The following is a 26,722-nucleotide window of genomic DNA, read 5'->3' as shown; positions in this document are numbered from 1 at the left end:
TTGCGAAATAACGCAAAAAAAGAAGCGAGGAACATACAAGGCAGTGATCAAGAGGCAAAACTAGATGAAACCAATAACTAAACGCACCCTACTTTCAACCGCCGTTGCTTTGGCAGCATTTCAAGCACACGGCGCTGGCTTCCAAATCAGTGAGCACTCTGCAAGTGGCCTTGGCCGTGCATTTGCTGGTGAAGCCGCAATTGCAGATAACGCCGCCGTAGCAGCACGTAACCCTGCCGCGATGACCATGTTTGACTCCGCACAGGTTTCTGGTGGTTTGTCGTTTATACAGCCGGATGTGGATACCACAGTGACAAGCAGTTCACTCGCAATCTCTAATCCTCCGGCACAAACAGGGTCTCAGAATTATTCTGGCGTAGCGCCTGACGCTTTGGTTCCAAATGCCCACTATGTACGCCCTCTTAATGACAAGATGGCAATCGGCATGTCTGTTTTTTCAAACTTTGGTTTGGCTACGGAATATCCGACAGATGCGATCGCGGGTCCTGGTGCTGGTAAAAGTGAACTCGCTACGGTTGATTTCAATGCTAACTTCGCCTACGAAGTAAATCAGCAGTTGAGCTTGGGTGTGGGTTTAAATGCCGTTTACGCCGATGCAACGTTAACGCGCAACGCCGGTTCACTTCAGCCCGTATTGGCAGGTGCTGGGCTAACCGTTCCTTCTGCCACCACAGAAGTCACTAGTCTGGAAGGTAATGGCTGGGGATTTGGTTGGAATGTTGGTGCGTTATGGCAATTCAATGAAAACAACAGAGTGGGCTTTGGCTATCGTTCTAAAGTTGATATCACTTTAGAAGGTGATTACAAAGGAACGTCTAATCCAGCCAGCCTAGTCACGGGGGCAAGCGTACCCGGTGAACTCGAACTCAACTTACCAGACATTTTTGAATTTTCTGGTTATCACAAAATCGTTCCCAAATGGGCAATTTCATACAGTGTAATGCGCACAGGTTGGAGCAGCTTCGAAGAGCTTAGAGCTACGAGTGCTTCATGTAGCAGCACCGATGGCGCAGGAGTGTGCTTACTCAAAGAAGAAAAATGGGAAGATAGCTGGCGATACGCTATCGGTGCGACGCATTATCTAAATGAAATGTGGACGTTACGCGCTGGATTTGCAATTGATGAAAGCCCAGTTAAAGATGAATATCGAACAATGAGTATTCCGGATACTGATCGCAACTGGTATACCTTGGGTGCAACATATAAAGCCACGGATTCATTAACCATTGACGGCGGCTTCGCCTACCTTAATGGGGACACTGTCACAGGATCAGAGTCTGAGAGTGTTGCAACATACAATTTCCAAGCTGGCGGTGATGCGTACATTTACTCAATTAGTGCCAATTACACATTCTAACCATTTGTTTTAAATATAAGAAAAAGCCGATTTTCATAATCGGCTTTTTTTTGTTGCCTGTCACAAAAGCAGAATCTTGTCTCTCCCCTTGTGACTCGACGATTTTACCGAAACTGCTCTCTTTCAAACAATCGTTCGCTTTGCACTCAATTTATTTCAAATTGTAAATACCTAAAACTAAAGCACTCAGCTGCACTATTTCAATTTTAGTGCTTTTACTTAAAACACGAGTTTTAAATTCAGACATAGGTGTGTGATTTTCCATACATAAATACAGTCTTTAACAGGTATTTAACATTTATCGACAACATGACATATTAATCCACACAAAGATCCGACCAGCTTGAACTGGCGCATGCTTTAAGCTGCAACGTTTTTTCAACTTATTGAAAATATTTGGATTTTGATTAAAAAACAATCAAAGGCTCAATTTGGATGAGAGGCTGTATGTCAAAAAAATTATCAAGAAGCGCGATAGCTATCGCTGTCGCACTCGCTGCCCCTAGTGCTTGGAGTGCGGGTTTTCAGGTATCCGAGCATTCTGCTAGTGGGCTAGGAAGAGCTTATGCAGGTGAAGCCGCGATTGCCGACAACGCCTCTGTAATCGGGCGAAACCCAGCACAAATGACGATGTTTGAAGAAAGCCAAGTGTCGGGAGCTTTGCATGTCGTCAACCCAGAAATTGATATCACTAATACTACAAGCGGTCAAAAAGCGTCTGATGTTGCGCCTATGCAACTGGTGCCCGCTTCTTATTATGTAAGCCCTATCAATGACAAATGGTCTTGGGGAATGGGTTTGTACACTGTTTACGGTGTAGCGACTGACTATCCTGATGCTTTCGAAACGGGCGATCTTGCCGGTGACACCTCCTTAGTCAGCGTTAATCTAAACCCTTCTGTTGCTTACCGAGTCAGTGAACAGCTAAGCATTGGCGGTGGCATCAACATTGTGTACGCAATGGCCGAACTCAATAGGCATGTAGGTGTACTGACAGACTCTTTTAATATCGATGATCGCGGTGCAAAACTCATCAGCATGGAAGGCGATACTTGGGGATATGGCTGGAATGTTGGTGCACTCTACGAGTTAGACAAAGACAACCGTTTTGGCTTTGCCTACCGCTCCAAAGTCGAGTTGGAGTTTGAAGGTGACTTTACCGACCACCAAGGTTCAGTGACAGGAACTAAAGGTAATGTTGTTACTGGCGATCTTTCAGTGCCTCTTCCCGCTGTTGCTGAATTTTCTGGTTTTCACCAACTTCGTGATGATTTAGCCATTCACTACAGCGTAATGTGGAGCCAATGGAGCTCTTTTACTGAGCTTAAAGCTACAGGTTCACAGTGTGCATCAGACGGTGTTCAAGGCGTTTGTTTCGAGAAAAAAGAAGATTACCAGAGCGTATTCCGCTGGTCTCTCGGAACGACATATGACATATCCAACGACTGGACAGTCCGTGCTGGATTTGCTTTTGATGAAAAAGCAGGCAAGTCAACACTCAGCATTCCAGATTCGGATCGCTACTGGTATTCAGCTGGTGCGACCTATAAATACTCTCCGAGCCTGACTTTCGATGCGGGTATCACTTACATTGCCAGCAAATCAGGAACCTTTACTGAAACCAGTCGCGCAGGTGAGCGAGAATTCTCAGCGAAAGGTGCTGCGTACATTGGCGCGCTTCAAGCAAACTACAGCTTCTAAAGCAGTCAGGGAGAATGATAATGAACAAGGGAATAATGATGAACAAGAAGACTGTTGTACTTGCTCTCGCGTCGGTCATTGGGCTGACAGCATGCGGTGGTGAATCATCACTAAGTGGTGGCGAACCTCAAGGTACTTATGAAGACTATATCCAGAACAGTCTGAATGCGCCAACGCTAGTGAACTTCCAACTTGCAGGTGCTGATGCCAGTATTCCAGGTCCAAGCTTTGTCCTGATGAACCAAAAAGATGGTACGTTAGACATCCCTACAGAAGGTAACAACGAGCTATCAAACCCTGCTGCTGCAATGGGAACAATGGATGGCTGGCCAGTTTCTATGCCAATGGTTTTGTCCTTCAAAGGGGCAGGCTTAGCGGATGGCTATGCCACAACGGGTATTCACATCGTCAAACTGACCAAGAAATTGACTGAAGAAAACCCGAGTGTTGATAGAGTCCTTGCACTAGGAATAGACTTTAACGTTGTTACAGACTCAAACTCTGATAATGCAGTTGTGGTATTCACTCAGCCACTCGAACCCTCTTCAGAGTATGCTTTCGTCATTACCGATGCCTTCACGGATATTAATGGGAACAGCGTAGGAATGACCCGCTCTTACGCCACCCTTGTGTCCAAATCAAACCCTACACTTGTTGATACGCTGAAACCTGCGAGTGCAGTTACTCAAGGGGTGAATACCCTATTTTCCGCGCTTGGTGTTCAACCAGAAGACATCGTTTACAGCTCCTGGTTCTCAACCCAATCGGTAGGAGACACCTTATATGCGACAAAAGCAGCTATCGCAACGGGTGCTGGTCAAGGTAATTTCAATGCAATTTGGAAAGGCTCGGCTAACCCTAACAACGCTGACCTGTCACAAGCATACTTGATGTCTGTGCCAGCATCAGGACAAGACTATGCTGCAGCAATGCAAACCGATTCAAACTTCGCTAAATACATAGACCCGGACGGGACTGCAACGTCTCTGCTGTTAGGTTACTATGTGCCTGATTCAATCACCGTAAGCAAGGGCACGGTTAAACTGCCTTATTTCCTAGAGAAAGATGCATCCACATGGAATAAAACACCCTTTGAATCTGGCATGCCAAGCTTGGCGGTGATTTCAAACGCTTTAGGCGATAACAGCAATGCAAGCACTGTCACCCAGCAACTAGTAGAAGCTGGTATCGATGTGTCAAAACTTGCAGACGACAAGAGTGAACAACTCAAGCTCGTTGGTCTCACACTGCAAGACAGCTCAGGTAAGCAATTGGATTCAGAGCGCATCATTACCCGATTCAGCCCGATTCCGCAGGTGAAATCTCTGGAGGATGTGCCGTTTATTTTATTTACTCCGACATCACCTACCGGTGCGATGGAGTTGGTCATTTATCAACATGGGATTACATCTACCAAAGAAAATGCCTATGCTTTTTCAGCTAATATCATTAACGCCGCTAAGTCGTTAGGGAAAAACATTGCTGTACTGGCGATTGACCAACCTATTCATGGCGAACGTAGCTTAGACGAAACCCGTTCAGCGAATGTTGACCCAACGAACTACCTCAACTTGGCTTATTTGCCAGTTGGGCGTGACAACTTGCGCCAAAGTATCCTTGACAATTTGGGCTTGCGTGCAGCTGTAACTATTTCACAGGGTGCTGGATTATTTGTAGATACACCACTCGCACAGCTAGGCGACACAACGGCCACGAACCCTTCTTTGTTTGGTCACTCACTGGGTGGTATTACGGGTTTCGGTACAGTTGCAACGGCAAACAATACGTTGGGCAGCCCAACTGGAGATTCATTGTTTAAGTTCACGCGAATCGCAGCGGCAAATACGGGTGGGCAAATTGTGAACTTGTTACTTGGCTCTGATTCTTTCGGCCCATTAATTTCAAATACTGTGACTGCGGGAGTACCTGACGCTAAAAAATCGACTGTACTCAGTCAATTCGCCTATGCCGCACAAACCGTGCTGGATACAGTGGACCCATTGAATCTCGTCAACCTGAACGATGCTACAGATACAAATGTACTGAATGGCCTGCCCATCTACATGCAACAGGTGAAGAATGACGATACTGTTCCAAACTCGGTAGCAAATGCACCTTTTGCGGGAACTATCCCATTAGCCACAACGTTGGGGCTTAATGAGGTAACGAACGCAGCTACTGCCACCATCGGTGGACGTAACTTCACGAAGTTCAATGAGATTGGCGAACATAGCTCAGTCATTGCACCGCAGAAAGACGATCTCAGTGATCTTGGTCATTCCACTGAGATGCAATCCCAACTTGTGCAGTTCGTGAGTGGTTTTCTAGAAAACTTCGTTGTCTCGGATAATAGCGTACTCGAATAACATCTGAATTGAATGCTATCCACAAGGCCAGCACCCGCTGGCCTTTTTATTTCTCTAGCCATCCAATTTCCCCTCGACAACCTCAAAAAATTCCGCAAACTGTGACCTTCGTTTTTTTGGGACAAATATTGGCTCGGGTTGAGCAAGAAGTAGGGATAAGAAATCATGAATCCAGTTGTCATTTCCGTTTGCGTGATGCTGGCATTGGCGCTGATGCGCGTGAATGTCGTTGTCGCGTTAACCTTTAGCGCCATTCTTGGCGGCCTAGTCAGTGGCCTTTCGCTTACTGATACCATTTCAGCCTTTGAAGGCGGTTTGGGCGGTGGCGCGACGATTGCGCTAAGTTACGCCATGTTAGGTGCATTTGCCGTGGCGTTGAGCCGCTCTGGTATTACCGATCTACTCGCGCGTGGCGTAATTCGGAGATTCCATGGAAAAGACAATGCCTCAGCATCCAGTGCGCTGAAATACATGGTATTGGTCGCTCTGGCGCTACTGGCTATTTCCTCTCAAAATGTCATCCCTGTCCATATCGCATTTATCCCTATTGTTATCCCACCATTGCTGCATGTGTTTGCCAAACTGAATCTGGATCGCCGCCTAGTTGCTTGTGTTCTCACTTTTGGTTTGATCACGCCGTACATGGTGTTGCCTATTGGCTTTGGCGGTATTTTCCTCAACAATATTTTGCTGAAAAACCTGCACGACAACGGATTAGATGTTGTCGGTAGCCAAGTACCGCAGGCTATGCTGCTGCCCGCTGCAGGCATGCTGTTTGGTGTGCTGGTAGCCACTTTTATCAGCTACCGCAAACCACGCCAGTACTCGGAAGAGAAAATTCTGGCAGCAGAACCAGAAAAAATCGCATTCAAACCGCAGAACATCGTTATTGCTGTTCTCGCTATTGCAGCTGCATTAAGCGTGCAACTTTATACTGGCTCAATGATTGTGGGTGCACTGGCTGGCTTTATGGTGTTCACCTTTGGTGGCGTGATTAAGTGGAAAGACACCCACGATGTGTTTACCCGCGGCGTTCATATGATGGCCATGATTGGTTTTATTATGATTTCAGCAGCAGGCTTTGCGGCAGTGATGAAAGCGACGGGCGGGGTTGAAACCTTGGTGGCGTCGCTGTCTGGCGCGATTGGTGACAACAAGCCGCTGGCAGCATTGCTAATGTTAGTGGTTGGCTTGCTGGTGACCATGGGGATTGGTTCGTCGTTTTCCACCATTCCCATCATTGCCACCATTTACGTCCCATTAGCACTGGCGTTTGGCTTCTCACCAATGGCGACTATTGCTCTCGTTGGCACGGCTGCTGCGCTGGGTGATGCGGGTTCTCCTGCATCAGATTCCACGCTAGGCCCAACATCAGGCCTCAACGCCGACGGACAGCATGAACACATTTGGGATACAGTTGTGCCTACCTTTATTCACTACAACTTGCCATTGATTGCGTTTGGCTGGTTAGCAGCTATGACGCTTTAGGTCTCAATAGTCGAGCAAACAAACACAAAAAAGCCGCTTCATGAAGCGGCTTTTTAACGTTAATACATCATTCACAGGCTAAGCAAACAGCCTAGTTGTTTTCTTCTGTGTCACGACGTGCAGTCGCGTTTTTGATCAACGGCTGAAGTTCGCCTTTCTGGAACATTTCCAGAATGATGTCACAACCACCAATCAACTCACCTTCAATCCACAGTTGTGGGAAAGTTGGCCACTGTGCGTAGATTGGCAGCTCAGCACGGATATCAGGGTTTTGCAGAATATCGACGTAAGCGAATTTTTCACCACACGCCATCAGCGCTTGGCTAGCTTGAGAAGAAAAACCACAGCTAGGCAGCTTAGGTGAGCCTTTCATGTATAGCAGGATGGTATTTTCTTCAATCTGCTGTTTAATTTTATCAATCGTTTCCATTACTTCCTCGAACACCAAGTGTGATGATTACCCTGATTCTAACTGGGAAAGGGTTGGAAAAAAACGCCTAAAATCTATAGGGTCAAATTCAGTCGCTTTTTTTAAAATTCTTCTTTTAATAAAGTAAAAACTTGCTAAACTGTTTCGCAGTCAGTCTATAAGTAGATACGTCCACCTATAGGTAACACTCCTACAGTGTAAGACAAATCTACAGGAAGCAATAATGTCAGGGGGAAACCCCGCCATCATGGAGAATCGAGTAATGGCATTTCAACTACCAGCTCTTCCTTACGAGAAAAACGCGCTAGAACCACACATTTCTCAAGAGACTCTGGAATACCACCACGGTAAACACCACAACACTTACGTTGTTAAGCTAAACGGCCTAGTTGAAGGCACTGAGCTTGAGAGCAAATCTCTGGAAGAGATCATCAAGACTTCTACCGGTGGCGTTTTCAACAACGCAGCTCAAATCTGGAACCACACCTTCTACTGGCATTGCCTAAGCCCAAATGGCGGCGGTGAGCCAACAGGTGATGTTGCTGACGCAATCGCAAAAGCATTCGGTTCTTTTGAAGAATTCAAAGCGAAATTCACTGATTCTGCAATCAACAACTTCGGTTCTTCTTGGACTTGGTTGGTGAAGAAAGCAGACGGTTCTTTGGACATCGTTAACACGTCAAACGCAGCGACGCCTCTGACTGAAGAAGGTGTGACTCCTCTGCTGACCGTTGACCTGTGGGAACACGCTTACTACATCGATTACCGCAACCTACGTCCAGACTACATGAATGCATTCTGGGCACTGGTTAACTGGGAATTCGTAGCACAGAACCTGGCTGCTTAATTCTCCGTTCACCATGTGTGAAAGATGATAATACCTCGCCTCGGCGGGGTATTTTTTTGCCCAAAATTCAACGTGATTGTTTCTATCCCAAATAACAGATACAAAAAAGCCGCTGACAAACAGCGGCATTGTTTTGATTATTTACAAACCTGTGATTTTTGCGAGATGCGCTTACGCCACTTCTGACAAAATGATACGCAGTGTACGGCGAAGCGGTTCTGCCGCACCCCACAATAGCTGATCACCCACGGTAAACGCGTTGAGGAAGTCATCGCCCATGGTCATCTTACGAAGGCGACCAACAGGAACAGACAAGGTACCCGTCACTTTCGCTGGAGACAGTTCTTGAACGGTAATATCACGCTCGTTCGGGATCACTTTCACCCAATCATTATGCGATGCGATGATGCTTTCAATTTCATCCAACGGCACGTTTTTCTTAAGCTTCAAGGTCAACGCTTGGCTGTGACAACGCATGGCACCGATACGCACACAAGTACCATCAATCGGTACTGGATTATCTTGAATGCCAAGAATCTTGTTGGTTTCAACCGTGCCTTTCCACTCTTCCTTGCTCTGACCGTTTTCACGCTTCACATCGATCCATGGAATCAATGAGCCCGCAAGTGGCGCACCAAACTCAGCGGTAGGGAAGCTAGAAGAACGCAGTGTTTCAGCCACTTTACGGTCGATGTCCAAAATAGACGTTGAAGGGTTTGCTAATTCAAGGCCAACAGAGTCGTTAACGACGCCCATCTGGCTGATCAGTTCGCGCATGTTTTTCGCACCCGCACCAGACGCTGCCTGATACGTTTGCGCCGTCATCCACTCAACCAGACCTTCTTGGTAAAGACCACCAACCGCCATCAGCATCAAGCTAACGGTACAGTTGCCGCCCACATAGGTCTTAGTGCCTTTGTGGATGCCTTCTTGAATTTGCTTAAAGTTGACCGGATCAAGCGTAATGATGCTGTCTTCTTTCATGCGCAGGGTTGATGCTGCATCAATCCAGTAACCTTTCCATCCTGCAGCCAGAAGCTTCGGATACACGGCCTCAGTGTAGCTACCACCTTGGCAGGTAATCACGATATCGAGCGTTTTCAAACTCTCGATATTAAATGCATCTTCCAGCAAACCCGCATCTTTCCCGTAATTCGGTGCTGGAATACCAACTTGAGAGGTGCTGTAGAAAACAGGCTCGATCACATCGAAATCACGTTCTTCTACCATGCGCTGCATCAGCACTGAACCGACCATGCCGCGCCAGCCGACTAAACCTACTCTTTTCATTCGCTCTCACACTCCTTGTTATAATCTTCTCGCCCTATCTTGAAAATTAACGCCCCAAATAACAAGCAAAAACTGCATCTTTTTGCCTAACTCGGCGAGGCAAATCAAGGCGATCGTGACGACAGCCAAGACATTCATGATTTTTTTCGCCACTGAATAAAAAATTGTGATCAACCGCCTATTTCTTGAGGTTTTCTAAAAGCCATCACAGCCACCAGCTTAAAAATCAGGATTTATCACTCCATATAGCAACAGTAGTGGCCATATAAATCCAAAATAGGACATATAATAAGCACATAAAATCGATGAGAAACAAAAAATCACACACTTGCAACACATACACAAAACAGAAAAGTTGCAATTTAAATAACAAAAAACCGACCAATTCACACAGTAAACCATGAAAAATAACACGCTAAGCGCTCAGGTCACATAAAACAAAATACTTGTTCACCTCTTCATCCTTGTTTCGATAAAGTACGTTGCGCCGCCAGGAAGGCAGTCACGACAGCCCCAATATGGATATTTCACCGGCAGGAGCCACTGGGCTCGACATATAAGGTTTGAAATATGCAAAAGTACACGGCGAAACTCCCTTCGTTATTCCAAGTTTTTACTTCACTTGGTTTGTTTCTCTTACTGGCATTCTCTTTCACGGCAAAGCTTGATTTGCCTATCCAACTGGCACTATACATTGGCTGGTTCATCATTATTGGCCTTGGCATCAAGCTGGGACACGATTACAAAGACCTAGAAAAGGCAGCCACACAGGGCATAGCGAATGGCCTTGGGGCAGTGCTGATCTTGCTCGCTGTAGGTGCGCTTGTCGGTACATGGATTGCCGGCGGCATTGTTCCTACCATCATTTACTACGGCTTGAATGCGATTCATCCGTCCATTTTCCTTGCTGCCACCATGATCATTTGCTCCTTGACTGCACTGGCGACAGGTACATCGTGGGGCGCTGCGGGTACGGCGGGTATTGCCATGATGGGGATCGGACAAGGGCTTGGTGTACCAGCCCCGGTGACAGCTGGTGCTGTGCTTTCTGGTTGCTACTTTGGTGACAAACTCTCGCCACTGTCAGATTCAGTGATCCTTGCATCGTCAATGTCAGGCGTTGAAGTGATGGAACACATCAAAGGCATGCTACCTATCGCGCTGATCAGCTACATCATTACCGGTATTTTGTTTACGGCTCTCGGCCTTCACTATGCAGGCAATGTAGACATGGCGCAGGTCAACGACGTGATCATCGCGATGGAGAAACAATTTGTCATTACTCCGCTAAGCTTTGTTCCCGTTGCTATCGTGCTGGTATTGCTTGCGCTTCGTTTACCTTCGTTCCCTGTTATTACACTCGGTTCAGTGCTAGGTATTGTGTGGGCGATTGTGGTGCAAGATATGGCACCGCTGACCGCCATCAACACGGCGTGGGCACCGTTCTCGATTGAATCGGGCGTGAGCTTTATTGATTCGATTCTTAATCGTGGCGGCATGGAATCCATGCTTGGCTCAGTCGCCGTGATCATCTTTGGCCTTGGCTTCGGTGGTTTGCTGGACAAAGTGGGCGTGTTGGAGACCATCGCGAAAGTGTTTGAGAGCAAGGTGAACTCAGCGGGCAGCTTGGCAACATCGACGATCGGAACCGCATTTTTGGGCAACGTATTTGGCTCTGCCATGTATGTGTCTTTAATCCTGACACCAAAAATCTGCGCGAAAAATTATGACCGCTTGGGCTATCAACGTAAGAACCTGTCGCGAAATGCGGAGTTTGGCGGCACCTTAACGTCTGGCATGGTGCCTTGGAGTGATAACGGCATTTATATGGCGAGCATTTTGGGCGTCGCAACACTGTCTTACGCCCCATTTATGTGGCTCAGCTTTGTTTGTATTTTAGTGACCATTCTGACTTCATACATGGGTTGGTTTGTTGACCCTTGCGAAAAGCAGCCGGCTCAGAAAAACACTGAAAGTAACGAGCGCCTAGCAACGGTTGCTTCAGCGAGCTAGTCACGGACCACTGGCATAAAGCCCCCCACTACTTAACGCAAAGAAGGTGCATGACGCACCTTTTTTGCGTCTTACTTTTTTCTTGATTTCCACTTCGCTTTCTTCTGCCTAGTTTCGTGCTTTAGTGCTTTAGTGCATTCAGCATTCAGCATTCAGCATTCAGCATTCAGCATTCAGATTACTGACCATCAAGCCTCTTTCCAGATCACATGGTTTTATTGTTACACGCCATTCACACCAAATAATTGAACTGTTAATCCAACAAACTCAGAATTGCCATCTACCCGCAACCACTAACCCCATCTTTGTTAACGTAAAAATAGACCAATGCCTCACATTCATGCAAAAGCACGACTTTCGATTCATTTATTTCATTTGGGTTGATGCCAATCAATTTTCCCTGCCCGCACTTAAGCACAATCAGGGTGATTAATTTTACATTTTAGGGATCCATTATGTCGCAACCTGACCAACAGGACCGCAAAGTTACCATTGGCAGTTTCATTGCTCTCGCCTTTGCCGTCGTTTTCTTTTCCGGACTACTTCAATCTAACGAATGGTATGGCGTTTTTGACTTCACCACACTGAACGGATCGTTCGGTAGCGTTGTTTACGGCGTTAATGAAACTGCAGACGGTATTCAGGCCGCGACCACGTCCATGCGAGGCAAAGGCGGCAGCGGCGCGCGTGATGGCTTCCTGTTCGCTCTAACACTGATTCCTACCGTGATGTTTGCCTTGGGCATGATCAACGTGTTGGAACACTACGGTGCGCTTGATGCGGCACGCAAACTGCTAACACCACTTCTTCGCCCGCTGATGGGCATTCCTGGTAACTCGGGTCTCGCACTGATTGCGTCTTTACAAAGTACCGATGCAGGCGCAGCAATGACTCGCCAGCTGAAAGATGAAGGCCACCTGACCAAGCGAGAAACTGATGTTTTCACCATGTTCCAGTTTTCTGCAGGCGCAACCATCGTTAACTTCTTCTCCTCCGGTGCAGTGCTATTCACGTTAACGCTCATGGATGGTTCTTTGGCGGTAACATCTTCAATCGGTTTGGCTGTTGCTGTGATGTTTGTCTTTAAGTTTGTTGGCGCAAACTTGTTCCGTGTTTATCTCAATATCACTGAAGGCAAAGAAGACAAAACCAACACAGTCGCCATGACCGAGGAGAAAGCATAATGAGCGAAGTGAAAAAACCAATGGTGACGGATATTTTTGTCGAAGGTGCCAAGAAAGGTTGGACCATCGCTACCATGTCTACGGTACCTAACGTTTTGATGGCCTTTGTGATCATTAAAGCGCTTCAAATCACGGGCGCATTGGATCTCATGGGCACCGTGTTTTCGCCAATCATGGCGGTTTTTGGCTTACCGGGTGAAGCGGCGGCGGTACTTATCGGCGCATGGATGTCAATGGGCGGCGCTGTGGGCGTGGTGATCAGCCTGTTCGACCAAGGTATTTTGAATGGTCAACACATCGCGATTCTTGCTCCTGCTATCTACTTGATGGGTTCACAAGTTCAATACCTTGGCCGAATCCTTGGTCCGATTGGCACGGAAGGCCGTTACATCCCAGTGATGATCCTGATTTCGGTGATCAATGCATTGGGCGCAATGATGGTCATGAATATCCTGGTTTAATTGTCTTTCTTCCACGCTGAGCACCTTCCACTCTCCTCGCTTGAGGACAAAGTACCAAGGGCTCGGCGTTGCTTTTCTGAACGGAACGCTGGAGTTGTTATGAATTTTTCTTTGAACACTTACCTCGATGAACTGCGCCCACTGATCAACGTGGATTGCGGCACACTCACCGTCGAAGGTATTGACGTTGTCGCCAACCTAATGGCGGCAAAGTACGAGGACATGGGGGGGTGGCACATCAAACGTGTGGATTGTGGCATCGCGGGTACTGGACTAGAAATCCGCAACAAACCGGATGCTGAGCACATTGATGTCATGCTAATTGGTCATCTGGATACCGTTTTCCCAGTTGGCACAGCGGCTGAACGCCCAATGAGCAACGATGAAAACCGTGCATACGGCCCAGGCGTATCCGATATGAAATCCGGCCTGCTCAACGTGGTTTATGCCCTTCGCAACCTCGAACCAAGTGTCAAAGATAAACTGTCCATTTGCGTTTGCATGAATCCAGATGAAGAAATTGGCTCGCTGCATTCTGAGGCGTGGTTAAAGTCAGTAGCAAAAAATGCACACCATGTGTTAGTTGCTGAAGCCGCGCGCGCCGATGGTTCGCTAGTGAAAGCACGTAAAGGCATGGCGCGTTACAGAATGACGTTCCACGGTAAAGCCGCTCACGCTGGGAATGAGCCACAAAATGGCCGCAGTGCAATCACTGAAATGGCGCATTGGATCCTTGCCTTGAACGCGATGACGAATTTCGAATCAGGCACCACCCTAAACGTGGGTGTCGTTAATGGTGGCGACGGTGCGAACATTGTTCCACAACACGCAGAAGCCGTGGTTGACGTCCGTTTCTGGGATAACGACGAGTATGCGCAAGTGGATAGCAAAATCCGTGCATTGACGGAAACGCCGTTTGTTGAGGGCGTTACCGTATCTTTAGTTCGTGAAGCGACCAAGCCAGCGATGGCACCAACAAGCAAAACAGAAGCTCTGATGGCGATCATCGAAGAAACCGGCAAGGATCTGGGTATCGATATCACTTGGCAAGAAGTCGGGGGCGGATCAGACGCAAACCTAACCGCCGTGTTGGGCGTGCCGACCCTTGATGGTTTGGGCCCTATCGGTGCGGGCTTCCACAGTGATGCTGAGTATTTAGATTTAGCGTCTATCGAACCACGTATTCAGTTGCTTAAGTCTGTCATCACCAAACTGGCTCGTTAAACAAGTTCGGTCACTAAAACTTGCAACCTCACAAACAAAAAGGGCGCTGAAGATCAGCGCCCTTTTCATTATCATTCCAACGCCAATCCCTACTTAGGATTTATACCCACGCAATGAATCAAGGTAGTTTGGCAAGAACAAGGATATATCCGGAATGTAAGTGATCAGTATCAGGAAGAACAGCAGTAAGCTTAACCATGGTAGCGCCGCTTTAATGGCCCAGCCCATGCTCTCCCCTGTGATACCTGCCGTGACAAAGAGGTTTAACCCCACGGGAGGCGTCAGCATCCCTATCTCCATATTCACCACCATGATGATGCCCAAGTGAATAGGGTCGATACCTAGCTGCATCGCAATCGGGAACAAAATCGGTGCCATGATCAGCAAGATGGCTGATGGCTCCATAAAGTTACCGGCGATCAGCAGCAGAATGTTCACCACAATGAGAAAGCCCCACGCAGGTAAGCCCCATGCAACAATGGTTTCAGCAATGCTGTGAGGAATACGCTCTGTCGTCAGTACATGCGCAAACAACATGGCATTAGCAATGATGAATAGCAGCATAATGCTGACTTTCGACGCATCACGCACCACATTGCTCACTTCTTTGTCAGTGAAAGAACGCACCATCACCAAGGGCAACAAAGCGAAATTACGCAGTAACATGCTGACGGTAGCTTCACCCTCGTTGCGCCAAGGTTTGGCTTTGAGCGGACCAATATCGCGATAACCCCAGACACTGACCAGCCATGCGTACACCGCAGCCACAGAGGCCGCCTCTGTTGGGCTGGCAACACCGCCATAGATTGACCCAAGGACGATAATAATCAACATTAAACCGCCCAGCGCACGAAGCCCTGAATTAACCAACGACATCACGCCCGGAAATGGTTGAGAAGGCAACCCTTTCACGATGGCAACGATGTAGATCGCCACCATCAAGATCCCGCCCATCATCAAACCGGGGATAAAGCCCGCCATGAACATACGTGATGCCGACACTTCCGTGGCTGCTGCGTATACCAACATAACAATTGAAGGTGGTATTAGAATACCTAGCGTCCCTGCGTTGGCAATCACACCCGCAGCGAATGCTTTGGGATAGCCCGCTTTCACCATGCCCACGATGACAATAGAGCCAATCGCAGCCACCGTCGCTGGAGAACTGCCCGATACCGCAGCAAACAGCATACATGCCATGACGGATGCCATGGCAAGACCACCACGGATATGACCCACACAATCAATAGCGAAGTTAATCAATCGGCGAGCAACACCACCCGTAGACAAAAAGGCAGAAGAAAGGATAAAGAATGGGATTGCCAATAAGGTGTAGTGCTCACTGGTCGCTTCGAACAGTTTTAGTGCAATCGATGCCAATGAGTCATTGGAAAATAAAAGAATGGTCGTGACGCTCGATAAACCCAATGCAATCGCAATAGGCATTCCCATGAACATGCACAGAAAGAGCATGCCAAACAATGCAGCAATGGTCATTTGTTGCGCTCCTCTTTCTCTTTATCTTCTATTTCACCGGCCAGTTCTTCTGCCAAATGCATACTCTCTTTGGCTTCATCAAACAAACCAAATCCTTGACGATTTCCTGTCCAGACTTCGTAAGCGATAGTGCAAACGCGAAGTGCTAACAAACCAAAGCCAAACACCAAGCATGACATCGCTTTCCATTTCTCGATGGGCATGTCTTCCATTTCAATGCCAATCATCTTCATCTTGCTGAGGTAAATCCAAGAGCCATAAAGAAACAAACCGCAGTAAACCAAACACAACGCGAGTGCCACCAAGGTGATTGTTTTTTGCAGCGCAGGTGGAAAGTGTTTGATGGCAGCATCCACGCCAATGTGCGCGCCTTCACGCAGTCCCCACGAAGCGCCCATGAGTACAAGCCATGCTGAAAGGTAGAGCGTCAATTCTTGCGCCCAGAGCAATCCTTCATTGAAGAAGAATCGCAGTATCACTTCAAAAAACACTAACAGTGTCATTGTCACCAACAAGAGACCAATGCCCGCCTCTTCAAAACGGTGTAATAACCGAACCATTTTCTACTCCCAAGATAAAAACCAGCCCCTTTTGCGGGGCTGGGAAATATCACTTACTGGTTAGATGCCACTGCGGCTTGGATGATGTCCTCACCGATTTCACCTTGGAACTCAGTCCATACGGGTTTCATCACTTCTACCCATTGCTGACGTTCACCATCAGATAACGTAATAATCTCGCTGCGACCTGATTCCAAAATTTTCTGGCGGTCTTCCATCGCTTTATCATTGGCAATCGCATTGCCATGAGCGACCGCTTCTGCCAGCGCTTTTTTCAGCACAGCACGATCTTCATCAGGCATCGTCATCCAAAACTCAGTCGAGGTGGTGATCATGTAATCCAACACACCGTGGTTTGATTCGGTGATGTATGGCTGAACTTCGAAAAATTTCTTCGAGTAGATATTTGACCAGGTGTTTTCCTGCCCATCGATGGCGCGAGTTTGCAGGAGGGTAAACACTTCAGAAAAAGGCTTTTTCAGTGGTACGGCATCAACAGCTTCAAACTGAGCTGCCAAAACATCTGAACTCATAATGCGGAACTTTTTACCATCAGCATCGCTAGGAACGCGCAGTGGGTCATTAGCAGACAGCTGCTTTAAGCCATTGTGTAAATAACCCAGTCCAATCAGACCTTTGCTTTTCACAGATTCTAGCAATTGCTGCCCGGCTTCGCTTTGTTGGAAGCGATCCACGGCTTCCATGTCTTTGAACAGAAATGGGAGATCATACACTTGCAGTTGTTTCGTGTACTTGGAGAACTTGGACAAAGAAGGTGCAATAAAATGAACGTCTCCAAGCAACAGGGCCTCCATTTCTTTCCCGTCACCAAAAAGCTGTGAGTTTGGATAAACTTCAACCACATATTTGTCGCCAATACGCTCTGCAACTAAATCGCGGAACTTCAGCGCCATCTGTCCTTTCGGGGTATTTTCTGCAACCACATGCGAAAATTTGATGGTTTCAGGTGCAGCATGCGCAAATGCCGTCATTCCAGCACAGAGCGCTAACGCTGAAAACATCGTTTTTAGCTTTTTCATACCGTGTCCTCTTTCCTTGTGTCAGCAGTGCCAAATACGGCACGCGATTTAATAACTCCCTATATGTTTAGTGGAGGACGCAGGCAAGCACACAAATTGAAACAATTAATTAACAAGAAGAAAACAAAACTGAGAGGTGAAAAAGTGGAAATGGGTGAAAATCCACCCATTGGTTAATCATTAGCGAAAAAACGAGGAATAATATTGCGGAAAAAATGTATTGGGGCCGCTCGAATAAAAGCGTTAATTAAACAGTGCAGCGACGTAATTTCGCGCCACCATCAACGGTCTGCGCAAGCGCATTTTTGGCTCAGCCCAACGCACGATGTGATTGATCTCCAAACGAGTGGCATCTGGATAGCATTGCCGATTGCATTCTTTACATGACGAGCCATTACCCTCATTGCAGCACTGCATTGCACGCTGCTCTTCAAATGCGATTAAAGCCGTACACTGCGGACAAAGATGACTACCACGGTGTATACGTTTGCAATATAAGGACGCCATTGCGCGAACAAGCCAAACAGGTTGGCGACGTTTCGGGGGCGCGTTCGATACAGTTTTCATAGGCGCGCTATTCTCCCTAGGTACCGACAAAAACCTTTGACGCGGATCAACCTTTAGTGGGTACGTCCGCTGAAAATATCGCCAAGCTATGATTGTTGCACTTCGACTTCCATCGATAACGCCTTAATGCATGCGGTATAGATGTCATTTTCTCGTAGCGGCTTTCCGATGTGTCCTTGCATACCATTACTGATGCAACGCCAAATATCGTCTTTAAGCACATTTGCAGTCATTGCCACAATGGGTGTTTGACGATTAAAACTGTCAGATGAGCGAATCTGTCTCGTGGCTTCCAAGCCATCCATTAGAGGCATCTGAATATCCATAAAGATAATGTCGTAGCCTTGCGTCTTGGTCTTTTCTAACGCCGCGCGGCCATCGGTTGCCCTGTCCACAGAAAAACCAAATTTCATGAGCATCTTTTCGGCAATCATGAGGTTGATTGCATTGTCTTCCACCAATAAACAGTGCTTACCAAAGAATGCATCATTGTGTTGTTTGAGCAGTTCTCGCCCTTTTTTCTCAACACTATCTTTTTCAATTTGCAGCGGTAACATGATACTAAATTGGCTGCCTCTCCCCACTTCACTGGTGACAGAAATCTCTCCTCCCATCAAATCAACCAGTTGTTTGGTGATCGCAAGACCAAGTCCTGAGCCGCCATATCGGCGTGTGGTCGATGTATCCGCCTGCTGAAATTCATCAAAGATGACACTGTATTTATCCGCAGGAATGCCAACACCCGTATCTGATACACGAATATTAACGCCAGTGTATCGCCCAGCCTGTTTGTTAACCGTGACCTTCAGGCTTACAAGCCCATTCTCAGTAAACTTAAGCGCGTTGGACACCAGGTTGAGCATAATTTGCTCAATGCGGTGTGCATCACCAAGGAATCGTCTTGGACAAGCTTCATCGTAAGAGAAATCAAACACCAATTGGGGCTTATTAATGATGGTCGGCAGCATGAGATCTCGAATATAGCTGCCCACCTGTTCAAGATCGAACGGTGCTTCTTCCAGCTTGAGATGATTCGATTCCATCTTACTGAAATCCAAAATGTTGTTGATGAGCGACATCAAGCCACGAGATGAGTGAGAAATAACAGAGAGGTATTCAGCTTGCTTGGCTGACATAGGCTCATCCTGCATCAGAGAAGCCGCGCCCAGTATGCCATTCATGGGCGTTCGGATTTCATGGCTGATATTGGCAAGAAACAACTGCTTAGCGCGTGCGGCTTCAACAGCTCGTTCACGTGTTTCGACCAAGTTAGTGCTGAGCTGATTGAACTCCTTAACCAGCATACCTAGCTCATCTTGCTGAGTATAATTAATGGGCGCAAAAGGCACGTCACCTCGTTGACCGATAAGCGCACTTCGCACCCTCGCCATCGGACGAACAATTTGCAGGTGGATAGCAAGATAGGCCATACACACAAGCAAAATGGCCACAAGCACCATCGCGGAAAAGAGATCATTTTTAAGCTTTGTCGCCTCAACCAGCAGCAAGCGCTCGGGTAATGCGCCAACCAGCAACCAATCTGTATCTGGCAGTGTCCGCCCGAAAACCAAGGTGGCTTCGTGTAAGATAGGATCACGTTCGAGACGATGTATAAACAAACGCTCCGTCGGCTGAAAAACTTTTGAATTTGGCGTCAATTCGGCGGCAACAGAGAGCGCGTACCCTAGATCAATATCAGGAGACGACGAAACAATGGATTTGGCCATCTCTTGCAAATTCGGATTACTTTGAATCACCAAGCGCTCACCTTGTGTGGCAAGGCTTATTACCAAGGCTAACTCTGAAAAATCAGGTTGCGTATTAGCAATTTCTCGCACGCTCGGCAACGGCTCTCGATAATCGCCAGACAGTGCCTCAGGGTAAGACATGATTCGACCGCTTCGATCAAACATGACCATGTAGCCCCCCAACTTTTGCCCACTTCGAGTCAAAAACGCCTGCAACTCGGCCAAGCGGACATCAATCGTCACGACCCCAGCAAACTTATTTTGGTGGAAAATAGGTACGCTACAACTCACCATTGGCTCATTGGTATAAGGGTCGATATACGCTCTCGACCAATACGTTTCTTCTTTGGATAATCGAGCGGGGGCATACCATTCCGCGACTTGGTAAGGCGCTGCAGAGGGCTGATTATAATCTTCTATGCGCGAATACGTGCCATCTTCATTGAATGCAATAAAAACGGACGCTTTTGAGCGTTTTTCATCATAAAGATAGGGTTCAGGCCAAAAGCCACCACTGGCAACTATGCGTTTGATGTTCTTATTGGTGAGCATGGCAGAGAGTTTTTTCTCTATCTCCGCTTCGCTATCATCAAGGGACAAGGTGTTAGCCAAAGACAACGCGATAGTCTCTACGTTATTTGATAACTGCCCCAAACTTTGAGCCACCGTTTCAACCTGCGCTTCAACTCGCTGATTGGCACTGTCACGTACCATGCTGTCACCGGTTGTTTCCAGCACATAAACAATGGTGATAACCACCACGGTCAACATCAACGCCACGATCCAAAGGGCTTTGACACTCATTGTTTTGTACCAAGGTAGATCTTTTACAAGCACATTCACTCCTCAAGACACAGTGGTTTTATGAGACTGTTCCATCTCTTTTAAAACAGCTTGAATAGTGAGGCTCAACAGCTTTTGAAATTGCTTCACTGAAGCAAGTTCGATTAACTGCCCTTCTTTCAATGTTGCATCAGCGTCAGTGCAGTATTCTTGCAACGCGATTGCACCAATATTGCCGGATACACCTTTAAGGTTGTGCATCAGCGATCGCGCTCGAGCGAGTTCGCCCATTTCTATGTGCTTTTCTAGGGCGTGACCGTCACCTTGGTGTTCGGCAACAAACATGGTGAGCACCGACTCAATGGCTTCCATGTCTTCCTCTAGTTGCTCTTGCAAAATAGTCACATCAAAAAGCGGTTCTGACGGTTCAACAAACTGAAATGATCTGGCCTTATCAATATGTCTGTTTTCCTTCTCCACGCTTTTCAAACGAGGTTTTTCAGTCTGTTCATGCTCAAGGTTATATCGGAGCATGACCTGAGCCAGCAGCATGGTAAAGGCCAAAAGCAACGCTGAAATCGTGTTATCGAGCAACATTAAAACCTGCGTCGTCCAATACGTTTGTTGCTGAGCCATTGAGCGAACAAACTTGTGATTAATCACCGCATCGACACTTTCAAGCTGACGATTTATACGCTCTAAGCTTGTGTACAGCGTATACAGCTGCACATGTTCAACGTTGGATTCTAATCGCGTCAGCTCATTTTCAATCTCTTTGAGATAACGATTAAAACGCACAACACGGTCAGTCTGCGTCCCATCATTAAAGCCATGAAGCTCGAACAATAAGTAGCTACTCACTGATTGATATAAAGACGTCAGCGCAGGAGAAGCGCGATCATCTAACAACTGTTTGAGCTGTGCAGTGACTCTGGATACAGCATAAATTGATGCAAGTAGGTTATCGACATCTTCAACAAACGCATCCGCTTCTAACAATGTCTGTTGAATATCGTCCCAATTATCTTCAATCGTGTGCGATTTAGTACGAAGTAACAAATACCGAAAGTGTTGAACTTCTTGTTCAAGATTCTTACGCTCTTTGTCCTGATTTAACATGGCGGCCGAAACAGTTTGGCGCAACTGCTGCGCGGCATTGTTCAATTTCACAATGTGCGAGGCATGGTCTTTCGTATGCTTCATATCTGAATACACAAACAAGGCATAGCAAAAAGACACAATAAACCCGCCCCACAGAAGTAAAGACAACCACTGCTTCAGCGTGCGTCGACGGCCGTTAAAAGAAAGCTTTTGATTTAATTGGGACAGCAAAGGAAGCGATGTCACTGGCGATCCTTGTTCTGGAATTCAACCCTAATGAGCTCAAAGGCCTACGCACTTATCACGCAACATTTAGCACGCACGCTATGCGAGGCAAAGTGATACTTTTACAGTATTTACTTAAAATTAGGTAGTTTGTCTTATTTTGCAAACATATTAATCGAAAGTTGTATGGTAGCACATACGCCTTTTTCGCAAAGAAGATGACGAAAAAGGCGTATGACGTAGTAATACGAAGATGATTGTTCGGCGGGAGTTAATCTTCGACGTTCAAGCGACGCATTAGCTGGTCTCGGAGATTTGGAGGGGTACCTTTGATGGTCAGCGTGTCTGTCTCTTGATCGTAGAAAATACGTTCGCCAAGTAACATACTTTCAAAATTGATCGACAAGCCACCGCCGCCGCCAACGAATTTGGTGAGCTTGCGCATTGAAGTTCTATCAGCAGGAAAGCTCTCTTCAAGCTCATAACCCTGCTCAGTGGCGAATTGGTAAAAATCAACACCCTGATCATTTTTTGGCAGTTCACTCGCCAGCTCTTTGACCACCACTTCATCACCAGATTGAAGCTGACCATTGCAATAATCGTAAACTTGCTTTCGGTATTCTTGCTTTTCTTCTTTTTCTAAGCGTGAATCTGCGCAGTAGTCTTCGACCGCTTGCAGCAAAACAAGGTTTTGCTGCTTGGTGTCCATGCCCACTTCCGCCTGCATGAAATCAAGGAAGAAGTCAGCCACTTTGCGCCCGACACGCCCCTTAATAAATGTCAGGTAACGATTGGACTGTGCATCCGTTTCCCATGTCGACAAATCGATACGCGCAGCGATGTCCATTTTGGCAACATCGAGGTAATCGGTAGAACTGATCTCGAGATCGTCCGTGACTTTCATGCTGGCTTTCGATTCTAACAAACCAATGAACAGGTACTCTGTTGCCAGAGAGCGGTATTCCGCAATCACCAGTACCCCTTCATCTGCAAAAGGATATTTTGACAATTCGGTTTTTAATCGCTCTGCAGATTGCGATGAAAATGACTGAAAATCGAGTTCTTGCTTACGGCATGCTCTCAACCAGCTGGCAAAATCACTCTCTTCAGCAAACTGCCCAAAACCTTTCCCGGCTTTAGCGTTATACACACGATGAATTTCGCTGACCAAATTTTCCGTTGAAGGTGAATGAGTTAGCATCTGATCTCTCAGGTGCACGACCAAGGAATCTTCGCCATCTTTTTTAAGTTGATGAAGAATAACGTTTGAAAGCGTGAGGCTCATAATTGAAAACATTTTAAGTCAGACTAGAGTGTGGGGTATTATACGCGGCTTCTCCTGACACAAGACAAGAGTTTCTATGCCTGTTACTTCTAAATATCAAGATAAAAACGTTGAACAGATCCTGGCTGATGTGGTCAATGTTCTTGAAAAGCACAAAGCTTCGACTGATCTTTCACTGATGGTGGTTGGCAACATTGCGACTAATCTGATGAATAACAACCTGCCAGCCGCACAGCGAAAAGTGATTGCGGAAAAATTTGCTCAAGCTCTGCTGTCTTCTATCGATACAGAGTAATAAGAGCGCGTCGAAAATATACGCCCAGTAAAATAAAGAGAATAATTGGCCTTTATGGTAGACAGCGGAAATACGTACAAGGACAAAGTGTCACAGCTGATTAGCTGGGGACACTGGTTTAGCTTCTTCAATATTATTGCGGCCATGTTGCTGGGAACGCGCTACATAGTGCAATCCGGTTGGCCCGAGACATTGATCGGACAGACCTATCAGTTGCTGACCTGGATTGGCCACTTCGGTTTTCTTGTTTTCGCTATTTACATATTGGTGATTTTCCCGGCAAGCTTCCTCATTCCGTCACAACGGTTAATGAGGCTGTTTGCCGTTCTCGTTGCCACAGCAGGTATGACAATTCTGCTGATGGATATTTACGCCTTCGAAACCCTACACCTTCACCTCAACCCGCTGGTGTGGGAACTGCTGCTGAGCGGCGAAAAAACTGACATGAATGCCCAGTGGCAATATTTATTTATTGTCGTGCCCGCTATTTTCCTCCTTGAAATAGCCATGTCGGAATGGGTCTGGCGCAAACTGCGCAAGCTTTCTCGCAAGCGAGTGGGTGTGCCGATTGCCACCGTGTTTGCCGTTTGCTTCCTAGGAAGCCACTTGATCCACATCTGGGCAGATGCCTTTTTATACAGCCCAGTGACCGCGCAACGCGCTAATTTCCCTATTTCTTATCCTATGACGGCGAAAACCTTCATGGAAAAATATGGCTTGCTTGACCGTCAGGAATATCAACGTCGTCGCGACGAACTCGGTAGTCAAGAAAGTGACGTTATTCGCTACCCGCTGGAAACACTCTCATTTTCTGCGGATGCGTCCAGCTACAAGCAAAATCTCCTGATTGTGATGATTGATGGGCTACGTGCAGACATGCTCGACCCGGTTGTGATGCCTAACCTAAGCCAATTTGGCAAAGATAATGTGACATTCTCCCATCATTACAGCTCCAGCAATGATGCAATGGCAGGAATTTTCGGTCTATTTTATGGCCTTCCCGGCAGCTACGCCCAAAGCGCTCGCACCGAAGGCCTAAGCCCAGTGCTCATCGATACGCTGGATAGAAAAGGCTATCGCTTTGGCTTGTTCAGTGCAGACAGCTTCGACAATCCAATCTATTACCAGAGTATTTTTGGCAAGTACCTAGAAGACTCAACGGAAATTATCTCTGACGAGGCTTGGGTCGCTGACCACATGGCAACAGAAAACCTAGATACGTGGATTAAGCAAGGTGACAATACCAAACCTTGGTTTGCCTATCTTGAGCTAAAAAGCGTCATCGAATATGAACAAGGTGGCGATTATGACCGTCCTTTTCAGCCTTCACTCGACAATGAACTTGCCAGTGTTGGCGATCACACTGCGTTAGTGCTGAAAAACAGTTATAACAACGCAGCGTATTATGTTGATGGTTTATTGGGTGAGCTTTTTGATACGCTGGAACAAAATGGTCAGCTTGATAATACCGTGGTCATGATTACGTCTAATCACGGCACTGAATTCAATGAAACGGGTTCAAACAGTTGGGGGGCCAACACCAACTACAGTAAGTATCAGTTACAAGTCCCCTTGGTTGTTCATTGGCCGAGTCAAGCGCCTCGTGAAGTGAGTGCTTACAGTTCACACTTGGACATCGTGCCAACGCTTATGGAATCTATGCTTGCGACAGACAGTCCTGCTGAATTTTATACTAGCGGACGTAACTTGTTCGAATTAGCAGATAAGCCGCGCAGATGGGTCATTGCGGGTGATAGCCGTGATATCGTGGTCGTTCAACCAGATAAAACAACCGTGGTTGATAAGTTTGGCAATTACCGAATTTATGACAGTAATTACAAACTACAGCCTGAAGGTAAACCTCAGCTATCTGTTCTTATGCAAGTCATGCATGAACTGAAACGGTTTTACCACCCAGAAGAAAACTGATGCATAAGGCAGCCCGAGTGGCTGCCTTATTTGTTCCAAATGCTTGAAATAGGCCAATTAAATGCAGAAAGTCGATTGACACTAAGATCATGTGTTCGTACCATGACTTTCTAGTGTCGGTCTGTAGCGCAGCTTGGTAGCGCACTGTCATGGGGTGTCAGGGGTCGGAGGTTCAAATCCTCTCAGACCGACCATTTTTTCAAAAAAGCCCGCAGCATGTTGCTGCGGGCTTTTTCGTTTTAGTCACTTTATTGGTTTTAGTCACTTTAACAGGTATCGGTTAGTATCCAAGCTAGGATTTAAAACCATTACTTCGGGTCTATTGGACCTACCACCTTGTAGACCTATCACCTTGGATTGAAGATATGGAAGTCTCTTTCGCGTTTGGCGTGCTGCTTGTCGTTCTTGGATTTATCGCTGGAATCATTAATACGCTTGCTGGCGGTGGCTCAAATTTAACCATTCCCGCACTCATTGTCTTAGGCATGCCCGCCGAAGTGGCCAATGCCACCAACCGCGTGGGTGTACTCATGCAAAGTGTTTCGGGTGTAGCCGGTTTTCGTCACCACAAGCGACTTGAACAAACCGATCTTATCCCAATACTCATTCCTACATTGATTGGCGGCCTTGCCGGGGCGTCTGCGGCAGCATGGCTGCCTTCTAGTATTATCAAGCCGGTGTTACTCGGAACCATGCTGCTCATGGCCCTCATCATGCTTGTAAGACCGAGCATGGTTAACCCTGATACTGATGAATCCTTTCGCTTAGTCAAAGACACGCCCGCTTCATGGATAGGGTTAAGTATTGCAGGATTCTATGGCGGCTTTGTACAAGCGGGAGTGGGTTTCGTGTTACTGGCTGCCTTATGCGGAACCTTACGCTACGATCTCGTGCGCGGGAATGCGCTAAAACTGGTCTGCACACTCGCTTTCACTTCTGTCTCTCTCATTATTTTTATCTGGCAAGATTTAATCCTATGGCTACCAGGGTTACTGCTCGCGATGGGTTCAATGGCGGGAGCATGGCTGGCGGTGAAGTTTGCCATTAAAGCCAACCCCAACACCTTAAAATGGTTCTTGTTTCTAATGACATTAGTCGGCTGCATTTTCGCATACACATCTTGACCCTACAGTCAGATTTTCCACATAGAATTCAAGCAGCTACTCTTTTCAACAAAAAAGGTTTTACCCAACTCACAACATGAAACTGCCAGCTGTGACGTCAGTCGAAGATGGCAGAGATTCAGCTCTTTATGGTGCGAATTACTGTCATACTGGCCGAAAAATATTAGAAGCAAAATCACATTTTTC

At 46.9% G+C, this 26,722-nt stretch carries 21 protein-coding genes and 1 tRNA gene; 13 read left to right on the top strand and 9 right to left on the bottom strand.

All coding sequences use genetic code 11. The annotated features are described in order from the left end of the window. The first annotated feature begins 64 nt into the window (after window positions 1-64). From AB8599_RS04730 to AB8599_RS04715, 4 genes are all read left to right on the top strand, one after another. Window positions 65-1,378, top strand: coding sequence for an outer membrane protein transport protein (locus AB8599_RS04730; protein ID WP_407332633.1), 1,314 nt, complete (start codon window positions 65-67; stop codon window positions 1,376-1,378). A gap of 447 nt (window positions 1,379-1,825) precedes the next feature. Then, complete coding sequence (locus AB8599_RS04725) at window positions 1,826-3,079, top strand: outer membrane protein transport protein (protein ID WP_407332632.1); 1,254 nt, start codon at window positions 1,826-1,828, stop codon at window positions 3,077-3,079. A 38-nt stretch (window positions 3,080-3,117) separates the two neighbouring features. After that, window positions 3,118-5,445, top strand: coding sequence for a VolA/Pla-1 family phospholipase (locus AB8599_RS04720; protein ID WP_407332631.1), 2,328 nt, complete (start codon window positions 3,118-3,120; stop codon window positions 5,443-5,445). 165 nt (window positions 5,446-5,610) lie between these two features. Beyond that, window positions 5,611-6,933: a Na+/H+ antiporter family protein gene (locus AB8599_RS04715; protein WP_407332630.1), complete on the top strand. Its 1,323-nt coding sequence runs from the start codon at window positions 5,611-5,613 to the stop codon at window positions 6,931-6,933. A 91-nt stretch (window positions 6,934-7,024) separates the two neighbouring features. Here AB8599_RS04715 and AB8599_RS04710 read toward each other — a convergent pair whose 3' ends face one another. Continuing rightward, window positions 7,025-7,363 (bottom strand): Grx4 family monothiol glutaredoxin, encoded by a 339-nt coding sequence (locus AB8599_RS04710; RefSeq protein WP_407332629.1) that lies wholly within the window; start codon window positions 7,361-7,363, stop codon window positions 7,025-7,027. A gap of 262 nt (window positions 7,364-7,625) precedes the next feature. Here AB8599_RS04710 and sodB point away from each other — a divergent pair, with 262 nt between their 5' ends. Continuing rightward, window positions 7,626-8,210, top strand: coding sequence for a superoxide dismutase [Fe] (sodB, locus tag AB8599_RS04705; RefSeq protein ID WP_407332628.1), 585 nt, complete (start codon window positions 7,626-7,628; stop codon window positions 8,208-8,210). A gap of 171 nt (window positions 8,211-8,381) precedes the next feature. Here sodB and asd read toward each other — a convergent pair whose 3' ends face one another. Next, window positions 8,382-9,500 carry an aspartate-semialdehyde dehydrogenase gene (gene asd / locus AB8599_RS04700; RefSeq protein WP_407332627.1) on the bottom strand — a complete coding sequence of 373 codons (1,119 nt, stop codon included), beginning with the start codon at window positions 9,498-9,500 and terminating at the stop codon, window positions 8,382-8,384. Between the two features lie 570 nt (window positions 9,501-10,070). Between asd and nhaC the strand changes: the two genes are divergently transcribed. The 4 genes from nhaC (at window position 10,071) to AB8599_RS04680 (ending at window position 14,382) form a co-directional block, all read left to right on the top strand. Further along, on the top strand, window positions 10,071-11,513 hold the full coding sequence (nhaC, locus tag AB8599_RS04695; RefSeq protein ID WP_407332626.1) for a Na+/H+ antiporter NhaC: 1,443 nt from the start codon (window positions 10,071-10,073) through the stop codon (window positions 11,511-11,513). A 455-nt stretch (window positions 11,514-11,968) separates the two neighbouring features. Next, window positions 11,969-12,697 (top strand): nucleoside recognition domain-containing protein, encoded by a 729-nt coding sequence (locus AB8599_RS04690; RefSeq protein ID WP_407332625.1) that lies wholly within the window; start codon window positions 11,969-11,971, stop codon window positions 12,695-12,697. Then, on the top strand, window positions 12,697-13,158 hold the full coding sequence (locus AB8599_RS04685; RefSeq protein ID WP_407332624.1) for a YjiG family protein: 462 nt from the start codon (window positions 12,697-12,699) through the stop codon (window positions 13,156-13,158). Before AB8599_RS04690 ends, AB8599_RS04685 begins: the two co-directional genes overlap by 1 nt. Before the next feature lie 99 nt (window positions 13,159-13,257). Beyond that, a complete protein-coding gene (locus AB8599_RS04680; RefSeq protein ID WP_407332623.1) occupies window positions 13,258-14,382 on the top strand; it encodes a M20 family metallopeptidase in 1,125 nt (374 codons plus the stop codon). Between the two features lie 93 nt (window positions 14,383-14,475). Here AB8599_RS04680 and AB8599_RS04675 read toward each other — a convergent pair whose 3' ends face one another. The 7 genes from AB8599_RS04675 to yejK form a co-directional block, all read right to left on the bottom strand. After that, window positions 14,476-15,879 carry a TRAP transporter large permease gene (locus tag AB8599_RS04675; RefSeq protein ID WP_407332622.1) on the bottom strand — a complete coding sequence of 468 codons (1,404 nt, stop codon included), beginning with the start codon at window positions 15,877-15,879 and terminating at the stop codon, window positions 14,476-14,478. Beyond that, window positions 15,876-16,439, bottom strand: coding sequence for a TRAP transporter small permease (locus AB8599_RS04670; RefSeq protein WP_407332621.1), 564 nt, complete (start codon window positions 16,437-16,439; stop codon window positions 15,876-15,878). The genes AB8599_RS04675 and AB8599_RS04670 overlap by 4 nt, the downstream gene beginning before the upstream one ends. Window positions 16,440-16,492: 53 nt before the next feature. Beyond that, entirely contained in the window at window positions 16,493-17,479 is a 987-nt protein-coding gene (locus AB8599_RS04665) for a TRAP transporter substrate-binding protein (protein ID WP_407332620.1), read from the bottom strand. Between the two features lie 243 nt (window positions 17,480-17,722). Then, window positions 17,723-17,986, bottom strand: coding sequence for a nitrous oxide-stimulated promoter family protein (locus AB8599_RS04660; protein ID WP_407333177.1), 264 nt, complete (start codon window positions 17,984-17,986; stop codon window positions 17,723-17,725). Window positions 17,987-18,132: 146 nt separating this feature from the next. Next, window positions 18,133-20,598: an ATP-binding protein gene (locus tag AB8599_RS04655; protein WP_407333176.1), complete on the bottom strand. Its 2,466-nt coding sequence runs from the start codon at window positions 20,596-20,598 to the stop codon at window positions 18,133-18,135. Between the two features lie 42 nt (window positions 20,599-20,640). Further along, the gene (locus AB8599_RS04650) at window positions 20,641-21,924 is read right to left on the bottom strand and encodes an Hpt domain-containing protein (protein WP_407332619.1); all 1,284 of its coding nucleotides are present in this window, start codon (window positions 21,922-21,924) and stop codon (window positions 20,641-20,643) included. A 250-nt stretch (window positions 21,925-22,174) separates the two neighbouring features. Next, entirely contained in the window at window positions 22,175-23,188 is a 1,014-nt protein-coding gene (gene yejK, locus AB8599_RS04645; RefSeq protein ID WP_407332618.1) for a nucleoid-associated protein YejK, read from the bottom strand. 76 nt (window positions 23,189-23,264) lie between these two features. On the opposite strand from yejK, the gene AB8599_RS04640 reads away from it, so the two are divergent. The 4 genes from AB8599_RS04640 (at window position 23,265) to AB8599_RS04625 (ending at window position 26,536) form a co-directional block, all read left to right on the top strand. After that, window positions 23,265-23,483: a YejL family protein gene (locus AB8599_RS04640; RefSeq protein ID WP_407332617.1), complete on the top strand. Its 219-nt coding sequence runs from the start codon at window positions 23,265-23,267 to the stop codon at window positions 23,481-23,483. Between the two features lie 54 nt (window positions 23,484-23,537). After that, entirely contained in the window at window positions 23,538-25,412 is a 1,875-nt protein-coding gene (locus AB8599_RS04635; RefSeq protein ID WP_407333175.1) for a DUF3413 domain-containing protein, read from the top strand. Window positions 25,413-25,529: 117 nt separating this feature from the next. After that, window positions 25,530-25,606, top strand: a tRNA-Pro gene (locus tag AB8599_RS04630). Window positions 25,607-25,777: 171 nt separating this feature from the next. Then, a complete protein-coding gene (locus AB8599_RS04625; protein ID WP_407332616.1) occupies window positions 25,778-26,536 on the top strand; it encodes a sulfite exporter TauE/SafE family protein in 759 nt (252 codons plus the stop codon). Window positions 26,537-26,722 lie beyond the last annotated feature (186 nt).

This window comes from Enterovibrio litoreus, assembly GCF_045679545.1.
GTDB lineage: Bacteria > Pseudomonadota > Gammaproteobacteria > Enterobacterales > Vibrionaceae > Enterovibrio.
This window is presented reverse-complemented; position numbering and strand designations above follow the sequence as displayed.